General features: G+C 55.3%; 12 protein-coding genes and 2 riboswitches. Of the genes, 2 read left to right on the forward strand and 10 right to left on the reverse strand.

Translation table 11 applies throughout. From position 1 onward, the window contains the following. Window positions 1–103 precede the first annotated feature (103 nt). Both mntR and ACFSO0_RS18495 read right to left on the reverse strand, forming a co-directional pair. Window positions 104–532, reverse strand: a complete 429-nt coding sequence (gene mntR, locus ACFSO0_RS18490) for a transcriptional regulator MntR (protein ID WP_376882835.1) — start codon at window positions 530–532, stop codon at window positions 104–106. Window positions 533–715: 183 nt separating this feature from the next. Further along, window positions 716–1,279, reverse strand: a complete 564-nt coding sequence (locus tag ACFSO0_RS18495; protein ID WP_376882837.1) for an NADPH-dependent FMN reductase — start codon at window positions 1,277–1,279, stop codon at window positions 716–718. A gap of 155 nt (window positions 1,280–1,434) precedes the next feature. On the opposite strand from ACFSO0_RS18495, the gene ACFSO0_RS18500 reads away from it, so the two are divergent. After that, the gene (locus ACFSO0_RS18500) at window positions 1,435–2,448 is read left to right on the forward strand and encodes a hypothetical protein (RefSeq protein ID WP_376882839.1); all 1,014 of its coding nucleotides are present in this window, start codon (window positions 1,435–1,437) and stop codon (window positions 2,446–2,448) included. Here ACFSO0_RS18500 and ACFSO0_RS18505 read toward each other — a convergent pair. Further along, on the reverse strand, window positions 2,383–4,086 hold the full coding sequence (locus tag ACFSO0_RS18505) for a PAS domain-containing sensor histidine kinase (protein ID WP_376882842.1): 1,704 nt from the start codon (window positions 4,084–4,086) through the stop codon (window positions 2,383–2,385). The two genes, ACFSO0_RS18500 and ACFSO0_RS18505, sit on opposite strands and share 66 nt — an antisense overlap. A gap of 247 nt (window positions 4,087–4,333) precedes the next feature. Continuing rightward, window positions 4,334–5,686: a M28 family peptidase gene (locus tag ACFSO0_RS18510; protein WP_376882845.1), complete on the reverse strand. Its 1,353-nt coding sequence runs from the start codon at window positions 5,684–5,686 to the stop codon at window positions 4,334–4,336. A 406-nt stretch (window positions 5,687–6,092) separates the two neighbouring features. On the opposite strand from ACFSO0_RS18510, the gene dat reads away from it, so the two are divergent. Continuing rightward, the gene (dat, locus tag ACFSO0_RS18515) at window positions 6,093–6,944 is read left to right on the forward strand and encodes a D-amino-acid transaminase (protein ID WP_376882848.1); all 852 of its coding nucleotides are present in this window, start codon (window positions 6,093–6,095) and stop codon (window positions 6,942–6,944) included. A 183-nt stretch (window positions 6,945–7,127) separates the two neighbouring features. On the opposite strand, the gene ACFSO0_RS18520 is transcribed toward dat, so the two are convergent. From ACFSO0_RS18520 to ACFSO0_RS18545, 6 genes are all read right to left on the reverse strand, one after another. After that, window positions 7,128–7,958 carry a lipoate--protein ligase family protein gene (locus ACFSO0_RS18520; protein ID WP_376882850.1) on the reverse strand — a complete coding sequence of 277 codons (831 nt, stop codon included), beginning with the start codon at window positions 7,956–7,958 and terminating at the stop codon, window positions 7,128–7,130. A gap of 131 nt (window positions 7,959–8,089) precedes the next feature. Continuing rightward, window positions 8,090–8,782, reverse strand: coding sequence for an AAA family ATPase (locus ACFSO0_RS18525; protein ID WP_376882852.1), 693 nt, complete (start codon window positions 8,780–8,782; stop codon window positions 8,090–8,092). Window positions 8,783–8,868: 86 nt separating this feature from the next. Beyond that, window positions 8,869–10,341, reverse strand: a complete 1,473-nt coding sequence (gene gcvPB, locus ACFSO0_RS18530) for an aminomethyl-transferring glycine dehydrogenase subunit GcvPB (RefSeq protein WP_376882854.1) — start codon at window positions 10,339–10,341, stop codon at window positions 8,869–8,871. Further along, the gene (gene gcvPA, locus ACFSO0_RS18535) at window positions 10,334–11,686 is read right to left on the reverse strand and encodes an aminomethyl-transferring glycine dehydrogenase subunit GcvPA (protein WP_376882856.1); all 1,353 of its coding nucleotides are present in this window, start codon (window positions 11,684–11,686) and stop codon (window positions 10,334–10,336) included. Before gcvPA ends, gcvPB begins: the two co-directional genes overlap by 8 nt. Before the next feature lie 40 nt (window positions 11,687–11,726). Continuing rightward, window positions 11,727–12,830, reverse strand: a complete 1,104-nt coding sequence (gene gcvT, locus ACFSO0_RS18540; RefSeq protein ID WP_376882859.1) for a glycine cleavage system aminomethyltransferase GcvT — start codon at window positions 12,828–12,830, stop codon at window positions 11,727–11,729. Window positions 12,831–12,876: 46 nt separating this feature from the next. Beyond that, the gene (locus ACFSO0_RS18545; protein WP_376882861.1) at window positions 12,877–13,053 is read right to left on the reverse strand and encodes a hypothetical protein; all 177 of its coding nucleotides are present in this window, start codon (window positions 13,051–13,053) and stop codon (window positions 12,877–12,879) included. Continuing rightward, a riboswitch (glycine riboswitch) is annotated at window positions 13,054–13,169 on the reverse strand. After that, window positions 13,170–13,264: riboswitch (glycine riboswitch) on the reverse strand. It abuts the riboswitch before it with no gap. Window positions 13,265–13,365: the final 101 nt, after the last annotated feature.

Below are 13,365 nucleotides of genomic sequence, written 5' to 3' on the forward strand. Positions count from 1 at the left end.
CTGTGACTGGATTATCTGTCTCCTTATCAAATATAAGGCGACAGCCAATCCCATACGACATCGAAAAGCGCAGGCCTGGCCAGCCTGCGCTCAATGCTCAAAACTATTCTTCTTTTTGTTCGTCCTCGAGCCGAATCCGCCTCAGCTCTTCCATACGGTTGGGATCTGCCTGGAAGTATTGCACCAAATATTCCAGACAAGTGATGGACTCCCAGCTCAAATGGTGTTCGATTCCTTCCACGTCCTGATAAATATGATTCTCATCGACGCCGATCACCCGCATGAACTCCTCCAGCAGGCTGTGGCGGTCAACAAGCCGTTTGCCAATCTTCTTCCCTTTTGTGGTCAACACGAGACCGCGGTACTTTTCATACACCAGGTACTTGTCCTTGTCCAGCTTCTGTACCATCTTCGTCACAGAAGAGGGATGTACTTCCAACGCTTCAGCAATATCGGAGACACGAGCATAGCCCTTTTCTTCAATTAAGCTGTAAATGCGTTCCAGATAGTCTTCCATACTCGGCGTCGGCATGCGAACCCCTCATTTCCAAACCGTATTTCTGCGTCCTTTGAAAACTTGGCTTCGTCAACGGTACAGCGAAGCCCCAGTTGCACGTATAGCGGATAAGCAACTTATCCGTTCTTGATCTGTACAAAAAGGCACGTAGAAATATAATACCGTGTTATGAAAACGATTTGCAAGTGGAACCTGCCCCTAACGCACCTGTTTTTCCGTTTTTGGGTTCATGGACTGGATAAAGGAGACGAGCTGTTTCCCCAATTGCTCAAAGCGGGCCTGCAGCCGCTCATCCTTCAACGTGCCCTCCGGTGTGAACGCATTGGACGCGCCTGGAACGCTCGGGCTGGACGGCAATGGCCAGGCGTGCAGATTGCGCATGATCAGCTGCAAGGTGTTGACGGTGTTTGTAGCTCCCATGCTGCCGCCTGCCACACCGACGATGGCGACCTGCTTATCCTTGAGATGCCGTGCTTCCAAAAAGTCAATGCTGTTTTTCAAAGCACCCGTGATCGTGCCATGGTACTCCGGCGATCCGATCACCAGCCCGTCTGCCTCCGAGATTTTCTGCACAAAACGGTGCACGATCTCGGGATAGGTCGACCTGTCATCGCGGTCGTCGTATATAGGCAGCTGCCATTCAGCCAGATGGATCAATTCGACATCGGCTCCTGCGGCCTTTGCGGCATTCAAAACAATGCTGACAGCCTGCCTGGTCGTTGAGTTTTTGCTCATGCTTCCGGAAATTCCTACGATTTTCATGCCAGATCACCTCATAAAATTCGTCACGTTGTTATTCGTTAGTATATCCAATTTTATATAAATAGTAAACAATAAAGTATATTTAATGTGCTCAGTTCTGAACAAGTCCTCTCGCCTCATACACTTGTACCAAGCTGGATAGAAGGATGATGCCTATGAACAAAGGCGCTTGGCAGATCGCCGTTCTTTTTGCCGGGGGTGCCCTTGGAGGAACTTATCTGGGGGGCTATGAGTGGCTGCGCTTTTTTGCCTATTTTGGCTCATGGGGAACCATCGGGGCTGCACTCGTCAGCATAGCCCTTGGATGGCTCGGATATACCGCCTTGATCGTCTGCCATCGCAGCGGCATCCGCTCCCTGCACGAGCTTTTTTTGCACTGGTTCGGCGAAGCCATAGGACCCAGCCTCTCCGTGCTCTCCCATCTGTTTTTGCTTGCCTACGCAGGCGTGATCACCGGACAGTACGCCGCGCAACTGGCGGATGGCGCCGCGGCGCTCCTGTATGTGCTCCTGCCCGTCCTCATCGCCGTCGTCTGTTTGCGAAAAAGCTGGAGCTGGGTTCTCCCTGGACTCGCCATCTTTCTGGTGCTCGGCTCCCTGGTATACGGAAGCATCTTCATCGAGCAGCATCACGTCCCGATCCCCAGTCTTGGCTATCAGATGAATCTGAACTGGCTCGTGCATGCTGTGCTCTATACGGGGCTGCATTTCCTGCTCTGCCTCGCTCTCACGATTCCGTTTGCGAGCACAGTCGAAAGCCCGCAGCCGATCCGTCTCGGAATCGGTGCAGGCTCCCTGTTCTTCTTTCTGGTGCTATTGACCGGGCAGGCTGTTCTGCTGTCGTACTGGCATGACGTCCTCGCGTCAGAGGTTCCCGTCAAGCTCATTCTGACGCAGCTGTTGCCCATCGGCGGCTGGCTGCATACGATCCTCGCCCTGGTTCACGGTGGGGTCGTCATCGCTGCGCTCGTACTCGCTCTCGCCTCGCCGATCGCTGAGCGTCACGATCTGCACTTGCTGCCGCTCATCGCGGTCATGCTGTTCTACCTCGCCTTGTGCGCGCTGCTCCCGCTGGTCCTGACATGGAGCGTCTCTGCCATCGTATCAGGGACGACGTACTGCGGTCTTTGCCTGATCATCTGCTACATCTGGAAGCGGCAGCTGTCTTGACCGACAAATTTTTTCCCTGTTTTGTACGTGACGTGCTGGCAGCGTAATATGGACAGTCGTCCCTTTTCCTTGTTCGCTTTCGATGGACAGACTGCCGCCATGGTCTTCCAGAATGCGTTGGCTGATCATCAGACCAAGACCCGTTCCCTTCTCCTTGGTCGTGTAAAAGGGTTCGCCCAATCGGGGGATGCGGCTTGGTTCGATCCCGCAGCCCGTGTCACGAATGCGGATATGTATGCAAACAGGCGAAACCTGTTCGCCTTCCAAAAATACTTCTCCCCCCTGCGGCAAGGCCTCGATGGCGTTTTTGCACACATTAATGAAGACCTGCTTCAATTGGTTTTCGTCGCAGGTGATATCCGGCAAATCGGCATCCAGATTGACGTGGAACAGGATGTTGTTCATATTCGCCTGGCTTTCCAGCAAGGAAACGACATTTTGGATAATGAGCGCAGGATTTTTGTCCTCGAATTTCATGGTTTTCGGTTTGGCCAAGACCAACAGTTCACTGACGATAAAATTGATCCGATCCAGCTCCGCCAGCATGATCTCGCAATAGCGGGGATCGGCCAGCGAGGATTGCAGCAGCTGGACAAAACCGCGCAGCGAAGTGAGCGGATTGCGGATTTCGTGGGCGATTCCGGCGGCGAGCTGACCGATCGCCGACAGTTTGTCCGATTGGCGCAGCAGCTCTTTCGTCTCCACCACCTCTGACACGTCGCGTGAGACGATCATGATGCTGTGGACGTTGCCTGCCTCGTCCAAAAGCGGCTTGAACCGCGACTCGACGCTGACCCAATGCCCTTCGCGGTGCCGGAGCCGGTAGACCACCGCAGTATTGTTCTCGACTGTCCAATCGCGGTTGGATACATGGAGAACCATCTCTACGTCATCCGGATGGATCAGGCTCCTCAATTCTTGCGGGTTCATCGCCCTGAGCTCATCAACCGGGTAGCCCAGCTGCTGTGTATGGGAAGAGGATACGAAGACAGCTTTTCCGTCCGCTTTTTTGTATACGAAAATCATGTCAGTCATGTTCTCGGTGATCAGGCGGTATTTCTCCTGGCTGGCTTTCAGCTCCCTGATGGTCTCGCGTTCTGCCAGATTGCGCGAGCGGCCGACGATCCGTATAACCTCTCCTGCAGCATTGAAAACAGGGGTAAAGCTGCACGAAACGAGTGTGGACGAGCCATCCCGATCAATCCGCATCTCCCGCTCGGGGGGCTGCTTGCCTTTTCGCGCCAAATGAAACGCCTCTTGCCTGTCCGCAGGCATGATGGATATGTCAATGCCTCCCTGCGTTTCCACGGGAGGTCCAAACAGCTCCTTACAAGCCGGATTCATGCTTTTGATTTTTCCCCGGGTATCCAGGATGGCCATCGCATCTGTCGTCAGCGCAAGTACCGCCTCCAAAAGTGCCCTGGTCTCCTCCAGTTCCTTGATGGCCTGTGTCTGAGTCTGCGCCCCGCGCCAGCTTCCATACAGGAACCAGAATGTCGCGCCTGTCATGACCGCGAACACCGCAAGCGCCAGCGGCACATGCGGATTCGACGCCAGCAGCAAATAGGCTGTCAGGGGAATCCAGCCTGCGATGAAAAGAATCAGGATTGAGTGTGAATGACTAGCATTGGAATTCATTGCGACCTCCACGATCTTTGGTGTACCGTATTGCTCTTCAGAAGGTGAAGAGTTGCAGAGAACTTGCTCCCAATCATGCAATATTTCCTGAAATCGTGTATGAACCTTAAAGATTTTCAAGATTCGTAAAAATTATACGACTTTTCCTACTTCGTGACTATTCCTTGTTATCCGACATGATTCGACATACCCACCAAGAAAAAAGGCGTCCCTTGGCAAAGGAACGATTTTTTTCTGTCTCTCTTCCCTATTGGGCCGCCCCTGCCGCCAAAGGATTGCCGCCCCGCCGGTCCACGATTGTTTCGGGATAGGCCCCGGACGCAGGGTCCGCGATGCGCGACACGGCCGCAAATACGACCTTTGCTGCCTCCTTTAGCCTTTCCTTGCTGATTTTTTCCATCGTATCTTCCGGCTGATCCCGCCATGTATCCGCAGGCGCCCGCGTCAGCCACGCAGCCGGGATGCCTGCTGCTTCCAAAGGCAGATAATCGCCGGAGAGCTCCGCTCGATCATTCCAGGCTGTGGAAAAGACAGCCCCGCCCGCTTCCGCCAGCGTAACCGGCAAATTTTTGGCTCCGCTCGCGCTCGTCACGGTAAGCGTTCCCGCATCGTCGCTGCCTACTGCGTCCAGGCAGAAAGCCGCGATGATGTTTTTGCGCTCTGCATGCGGGATCGACGCTACATAGGCAGCCGGTCCCTTTTCCCCTGCCGAAGCCGCTCCGAAACTGACGAAGCGCACCTCTGTGTCGGTCGGACGCTCCGCCAGCATCCTCGCCACCTCCAACAGCACGGCGACCCCGGAAGCTCCGTTGTTGGCACCCGGCGACCTTGCCGCCGAGTCGTGATGGGCGGTTACCAGAATCGTTTGCCCCGTTCCCTGCGTGTCCGCTTTTTTCGTAGCGACAATATTGTAAGAGGTTTGACGAATGCTCAAGCCTCCGTCCACCTTGACCGTCGCCTTGACCGGGCCTTTTTCCAGCATCGCTTGCAGTCGCCGTCCTTGCTCCTTCGGTACGGAGATGACCGGGACCGCCATATCCAGCGGCTCGCCCAAGGACGCCTGTTCCTTTGTCTCGCGATCGTATGAGATGATGACGGCTGCCGCCCCAGCCGCGGCAGCCTGCCTCACTTTTTCAGCAAAAGTCGTGCCGCCTTGCTGAACCAGCGCGATCTTTCCCCGTGCGCGTCCGTCCTGTAAATCTTGCGCCGTGCCCAGACCGCACGCTACGATCTCCCCCGTCCCGACGCCATTGGGACCGTATGTAAAGCCACGCGCCTCCCACTTCGCCCCCGTCCAGCCTTCCACAGACAGGGAGAGCGTCGAGGGCTGGCGGTACGTGTAGTACGTAAAGGGCTGCAAAACGGCCTGATAGCCGTAAGAGCGCAGTTGGCTCGCCACGTAGACAGCTGCGGCAAACTCGGATTCGGTAGCAGGAGGCCGCGGTGTGCGCGCCAGTTTTTCCACGTGCTGCTGCAGCGCCTCCGCATCAATCCACTCCGGCGTCTGGGCGCTCGCTTCCTTCAAGAAGGGCAGCGGCAACAGCAGCATCCCGCATGCCAGCAGGGCAGCCAGGGAGTATACTCGGCATCTCGATGGCATCGGCAATCGCCTCCTTACGTCCTCTTTGCCTATTTATTATGGGCCGCTCCGCCAAACTGCGTCTAGTCAGAATAGTTAGTCAAATACTTGCATGCCGCGCCAATGGACGACAGCTTTAGTTTCCCTTCTGCCCGATCGCCCTTTTGCCCCATGTCGAATGAGAAATGCCGTCGATTCATGCTTTCGCCCGCCATTTCATTTCTCTATGGAAAAGGCCGCAGACCGGCTAAATCATGGATCGCCTATTTTCAAATTGACCCTTGTCAGGCGATTTGCTAAGGTTGATTCAGAAACGATAGAGCAAGCGGAACTTTCTGGCAACGGCCGAAATCAGGACCATTGCAGATTGCGGCAGCGCGTCAAACCTGTCATCATCATTATTGAAATGACTGAAGGAGGACTCACCATGTTGTATGTAGGCGGAAAATGGGTAGCAGAGGGTGAAGCCGCCGTCCACCCGGAGGATCGCGGCTACAACTTTGGCGACGGCATTTACGAAGTCGTGCGCATTTACAAAGGCAAGATGTTTCAGTGGGATGCGCATATCGCCCGCTTGTTCAGAAGCGCCCGCGAAATCAGGATGAACCTGCCGTGGAGCGCCGCCGAACTCGGCACCCTGGCCCGGCAGTTGATCGACAAAAACGGCATTACGGAAGACGATGACGCGACTTTGTACCTGCAAATTTCGCGCGGCGCCGCTCCCCGCGTTCACGATATTCCGGACAGCATCGAACCTGTCATCATGGGTTTCGCACGCAAAAAAGAGCGCCCGCTGGCGGAAATGAAAAAAGGACAGACAGCCCAGCTGATCGAAGACATCCGCTGGCTGCGCTGCGACATCAAGACGCTCAACCTGCTCGGCGCCGTGCTCGTGAAGCAGTACGCCAAGGACGCCGGAGCACAGGACTGCATTTTGCACCGCAACGGGATCGTGACCGAGTGCAGTTCCTCCAACGTGTTTGCGGTAAAAAACGGCGCCCTGTACACGCATCCCGCCGACCATCTGATCCTGCACGGCATCACCCGGCAAGTCGTCATTGACCTGGCCAGGGAAAACGGCATCCCCGTGTACGAGGAAGCCTTCACGACTGACTTCCTCAAGCAGGCTGACGAGCTGTTTTTGACCAGTACGACCGCCGAGATCATGCCGATCATCGCCGTCGACGGCCAGCCTGTCGGCGAAGGCAGCATAGGCCCCGTCGCCTTGAAGCTGCAAGATTTGTTCGAGCAGCACATCAACGCAAGCGTGCTCGTCTAGGCAAGGATTTCTCCTTTTCAGCCAAAGAGCAAAGCTCCCAAAAGGCAAAACGGCACCTCCCACTGCTGAACGTTTCCAACAATGGGGGTGCCGTCACTCGTAAACACAAGCGCGGGATATTTTCGGGCTGCTGCAGGACGTCTGCGGCGCCCGTTTTTTATCGGTGGATTGGCAAGATCGGCGTTAGCGGCGCAGATTCCATTCATCGGTGGAATAGCGCGTGCGGGCCAGCTCTTCCGCGAGTTCCCTCTCTTCTGCTGTCAGCTCGGATGGGACGAGTTCTACTTCGAGACCGGATGCGAACCCGCGTCCGAAGGCGTCGATCGCTTCCTGCAGGCTGACAGGTCGCGGCGAGACTTCGTTGATCGTCACCGCTTTCTGGCGGAAGCTGTCGATCATCCGCTCTTTGACGCGCTCGGACGGGAAGTTCAGGAGCGAGAACAGCAGCTCTACATCCATGTCGAGCAGGATGGAGCCGTGCTGGAGGATGACCCCTTTCTGCCGCGTCTGCGCACTCCCTGCCACCTTTTTGCCCTCGACGACCAGTTCGTACCAGGACGGCGAGTCGAAGCAGGCAGACGAGCCGGGAGAGCTGTACTTTTCCTTCTCCTCTTCGCTCGCCAGCGATACCATCTCCGCCTTCAGGCCCAGGTTTTGAAAGCCGTGCAAAAGACCCATGCTGATGATCTTGTAAGCTTCTGTCACACTGGACGGCATTTTCGGATGCTCCTCGGAGACGATCACGCTGTACGTCAGCTCCTTGTCGTGGAGCACTGCCCGCCCGCCTGTTGCCCGGCGGACAAACCCGAGACCGTTTTCGCGCACCGCTTCCAGGTTGATTTCTTTGATCGCTTTTTGGAAATAGCCGATCGACAGCGTCGCCGGATTCCATGTGTAAAAACGGACGGTCGGCGGCACCTTGCCCGCGCTGTGCAACTGCAGGATGGCCTCGTCCACTGCCATATTCATCGCGGGAGACATCGCTTCCGTCACGATATAACGCCACTGTTCCATGCTATGTACCTCCTCTTCCACTACGCCTTTCATTGTAGCCTTCCGCGACAGGGGTCGGCAAGGTGTACCAGAGATAATAACATCCTGTGAGTGTAATGAACTCTGCGGAATGCCTCATGCTAGGCGAAGTGCTACGCCGAATTGCATTTATCCTTGTTGTTTATTCTCTTTAAAATAATATTTACAATTTCACTTATCTTTAAGTGATCCGTAATTACATGCTCTTGAAAAATATCCTTTCTAAATGCTTCTGCACATTTAGCTGTCTGTTGGAATGACCATCCGCCTGCAGGGTCACCACGCTTGGCTAGCCTGTTATAAAGGGTGTCCTCTGAAGCAAGTAAACAAAAATGATAGATTTCTTCATCCAATTCTTTAAATCCATTGTAAATGTAATGGAAGTTTTCTTCTTTATATAAGGTCATGGGCACAATTAAGTGTTTTTGATACTTCTTCTTTACCTCGCCTGCCACCTTTACGGTCAAGGTTTTCCAAAGATCAATGTCCTGGAAATCATCCGTTTGTTCATGGATGTGCCTTACTTTTTCAGGTATTATCTTTCTGATCATAGCTCCAATTTCTTCGGGATCAAATATCAAGCTATTCGCAACGAATGGTTGCAGCATTTGAGCTGTGGAAGTCTTTCCACAACCAAAAGCCCCATTTATCATGATAATCACGTGATCACCCTTGGCAAAATGATGCAAATGAAAAAATCCATCATACGAATCGAGCAAGGCGATGACCTGCCCGAGGGCGTCTGCCTGCCGCTCCTCGGCCATGCGGCTCAGCAAGTCAGGAGTGCGGTCGGTCAGCTTTTTCATCCCTACCCTCCACCCATATCATACCATCCACGTTAAAAAGAACAACCGCCCACTTGCTGTCGGGCGGTTGTTCGCTTGATCACGATTTAGCCTTGCGCTGGTTGGTAGCGCAGGATTGGTTTGCGGGCAGCAGTCGCTTCGTCGAGACGTTTGACCACGGTCGTATGCGGCGCTTCCTGGACGATTTCCGGTGTCTCTTCGCACTCGCGGGCGATTTGCAGCATCGCGTCGATGAACTCGTCGAGCGTCTCTTTCGTCTCCGTCTCGGTCGGCTCGATCATCAAGCACTCGTCGACGATGAGCGGGAAGTAGATAGTCGGCGGATGATAGCCGAAGTCCAGCAGACGTTTCGCGATGTCGAGCGTACGGACGCCCAGTTTCTTTTGCAGGACGCCGGACAGGACGAATTCGTGCTTGCAGACCCGATCGTACGGCAGCTGGTAGGCTGTCGCCAGGCGGCGCATCATGTAGTTCGCATTCAGCACCGCATTTTGCGATACTTGCAGCAAACCTTCCGGACCCATCGTGCGGATGTAGCTGTACGCGCGCACGAGGATGCCGAAGTTGCCGTTGTAGCCTTTTACGCGGCCGATGGATTGCGGGCGGTTGCTGTCCCAGTAGAACGTGCCGTCTTCTTTTTTTGCCACGATCGGCGTCGGCAGGAACGGCTCGAGCACCTTTTTGACCCCGACTGGACCTGCGCCCGGTCCGCCGCCGCCGTGCGGGCCCGTGAACGTTTTGTGCAAGTTGAGGTGCACCACGTCAAAGCCCATGTCGCCCGGACGCGCGATGCCCAGGATGGCGTTGGCGTTGGCGCCGTCGTAGTACAGAAGGCCGCCGGCTTCATGGACGATCGCAGCCATTTCCACGATGTCTTCTTCAAACAGACCGAGCGTGTTCGGGTTGGTCAGCATCAGCGCTGCTGTGTCCGGACCGACCGCTTCCCGCAGCGCCTGAATGTCAACCAGACCGCGCTCGTTGGAAGGAATGGTGATGGTCTCCAGACCCGCTACCGCAGCAGAAGCCGGGTTAGTACCATGCGCCGAGTTCGGCACGATGACCTTGGTGCGATGGCCTTCGCCTCGGCTCTCGTGGTACGCGCGAATCATCATCAGTCCGGTCCACTCGCCTGCAGCACCTGCTGCCGGTTGCAACGTGACCTTATCCATGCCTGTGATTTCAGCCAGCTCTTCCTGCAGGTTGTAGAGCAGCTCCAGAGAGCCCTGCACGGTTTCTTCCGGCTGGTATGGATGCGTCTGGGTAAAGCCTGGGAAACGTGCGATATCTTCATTGATCTTCGGATTGTATTTCATGGTGCAAGAACCGAGCGGGTAGAAGCCGTTGTCTACGCCGTGATTGCGGCGGGACAGCTCGGTGTAATGACGTACCAGCTGCAGCTCGGATACTTCCGGCAGCTCGGCAGGCGTCTCGCGGATGAGATGCTTCGGCAGCAGGCTCGCCACTTCTACTTCGGGTACGTCCAATGCGGGCAGGTTGTAGCTCACACGGCCCGGTTTGCTCATTTCAAAAATCAGTGCTTTCTCCTGGTCTCTATGCACGAGCGATCGCCTCCAGTTCCTGCGCCAGTTGGTCAATTTCTTCCTTCGTTCTGAGTTCCGTCACGGCGATGAGCATATGCTCTGCCAGCTCCGGATAATCCAGTCCCAGATCGTAGCCGCCGATGATTCCGGCGTCGAGCAGCTTTTTGTTCACGTCCGCGATCGGCTTGTTCAGCTTCACGGCAAACTCGTTGAAGAACGGCGAAGCGAACACGACTTCCAGCCCTTTTGCCTGCAGCGCATGTTTGGCGTAATGCGCTTTTTGCAGGTTCATCATTGCCATTTCCTGCACACCTTGCTTGCCCAGTGCCGTCAATGCGATGGAAGCAGCCAGTGCGAGCAGCGCCTGGTTGGAGCAAATATTCGATGTCGCCTTTTCGCGGCGAATGTGCTGTTCACGCGCTTGCAGCGTCAGCACGAAGCCGCGCTTGCCGTTTTCGTCCTTGGTCTGACCGACGATGCGGCCTGGCATCTTGCGCATCAGCTTGGTAGTCGTCGCGAAGTAACCGCAGTGCGGTCCGCCAAAGGAAGCCGGAATCCCGAACGGTTGCATGTCGCCGACCACGATGTCCGCTCCCAGCTTGCCCGGCGCTTCCAGCACGCCCAAAGCAAGCGGATTGGAAGAAGTGATCAGGAGCGCGCCGCTTCCGTGTGTGATGGCTTCGATTGCCGCCAGATCTTCCACGTTACCGAAAAAGTTCGGATACTGGACGATCACTGCCGCTGTGCTGTCGTTGATCAACGCTTGCAGCGCCTGCGTATCCGTCACCCCGTCGCTGTTGAAGTCGACTTCCACCAGCTCCACGTTCTGTCCGTACGCATAAGTTTTCAGCACGCCGCGCGCTTCCGGATGTACGGCGCGGGAGACGAGCACGCGCTTTTTGCCCGTATGTCCTGCTGCCATCATCGCCGCTTCGGCCAGCGAAGTTGCGCCGTCGTACATGGACGAGTTGGCAACTTCCATGCCAGTCAGCTCGCATACCATCGTCTGGAATTCAAAGATCGCCTGCAGTTCGCCCTGGCTGATCTCCGGCTGATACGGCGTGTAAGCGGTGAAAAATTCTCCGCGCAAAAGCATGTGGTTGACGGTGCTCGGTACGTAATGCTGATAGACACCGGCACCAAGGAAGTTGACGTGCGTGGTGAAATTGACGTTTTTGTTGGACAGGCCGGTAAAATATTTGACCAGATCCGGCTCCGAGAGAGCTTCCGGAATTTGCAAGGCGCCTTTGAAGCGCACTTCCTCGGGGATGTCGGCAAACAGTTCCTCCACGCTGGAAATGCCGAGTGTCTCCAGCATTTCGCGCTTGTCCTGATCGGTTTGGGGCAGGTAGCGGTATTTCACGAAGGTAGTCCTCCTTTAGTGATGTTCGATGGCCTTGCCATTAGTTTTTCGGACGTTTGTAAAAGGGAGTAGCAACAACCTGCGCTTTGAGGCGTTTTCCGCGAATTTCCACTTCCAGGATGGTGCCCAGCGCGGCATGCTCGCTTTTGATGAGCGCGAGGCCCACGTTCTTTTTCAACGTCGGAGACTGGGTCCCTGTGGTCACTTCACCGATCAGCTCTTCGCCTGCGTAGACCGGGTAGTGCGTGCGGGGAATGCCGCGGTCGATCATTTCGATACCGACCAGCTTGCGCGGCGCGCCGTTTTCCTTTTGCGCCTTGAGCACTTCCTGACCGATGAACGGCACTTCCTTGTCGACCTTCACCGCGAAGCCGATGCCCGCTTCAATCGGGGTAATCGACTGGCTCAGTTCCTGACCGTAGAGCGGCAGCTTGGCTTCAAAGCGCAAGGTATCGCGAGCGCCCAGACCGCACGGCAGAAGCCCTTCGTCCGCGCCCGCAGCCAGCAGGGTGTCCCACAGCTTCACCGCCTGATCGGCAGCCAAATAAATTTCAAAACCGTCTTCTCCGGTGTAACCGGTGCGGGAAACGAGAGCGGGCACTCCGTCGATGAGCACATCCGTCTGGAAGCGGAAGGAGCCGATTTGCGACAAGTCAGTCGTCGTCAGCTTTTGCAGGATGTTCTCCGCAAGCGGGCCCTGGATGGCGAGCTGTGCCGTTTGTGCCGAGATGTTCTCGATCGTCACGCCATCAATCAGATGCTCCTTTAGCCACGCGTAATCTTTGTCAATATTGCCTGCATTGATGACCAGCAAATAGTGGTCATCCGCGTATTTATAGACCAGCAGATCGTCGACGGTGCCCCCGTCCGGATAGCAAAGCACGCTGTACTGCGCCTGTCCGGCTGCCAGCTTGGATACATCATTGGTCGTGACGTACTGGAGATACGCCAGCGCGTTCTCTCCTTTTACATCCACTTCACCCATGTGAGATACGTCAAACAGACCAGCCTTGGTTCGCACTGCCTCGTGTTCTGCTGCGATGCTGGAAAACTGGACGGGCAGCTCCCAGCCGCCAAAGTCGATGGTTTTCCCGCCGTACTTTGCATAAGAATCAAATAATGGTGTTCTTTTCAATGTGGACATGCAGGCACCTCCTGATATGCCAACCGGGTTGGCGTTTTTCCCCTTGTTACAAGCTTAAGGCCGCCGCTGTATGCGCAGCCCCCTGTTCGAGCTCGTTAGCAAATTTGACTCCGCCAAGCCATTGGCCAAGCCAGGTTGCTTCTTGTACCGGAGAAGAATCTTGTACATTCTTGCCCGTACAAAAAAGAGGACGAAAAATGGGTACACCAACTAAGGTGCCCATTTCTCCTCCTCTGTCCTTGGTACCTGAGAGTTACCTTGCCGATCAAGCGTGGCGGGGATCACCTCGCTTGCAAGTTTCCCCTTTGGTGGCTCGTGCGCGAGCTCTCTCCAGAGTTGCGTCCAGTAGAGGTACTTTTGCCTGAGAGATTCACCGTCACCGGCTTGCTCCTTCGGCGCTGCCTCCTTGGGCAGTCTCTCCCTGCTACTATCATTCGCGGTGGATTCGTGGTCATACATAAGTTTTGGATATGATTCCATACTAACGAGTGAACTTCCCTCTCTATCCTACCATGAGAGTACACAGTTGAAAATA

This window comes from Brevibacillus sp. GCM10020057 (genome assembly GCF_042683565.1).
Classification (GTDB): domain Bacteria; phylum Bacillota; class Bacilli; order Brevibacillales; family Brevibacillaceae; genus Brevibacillus.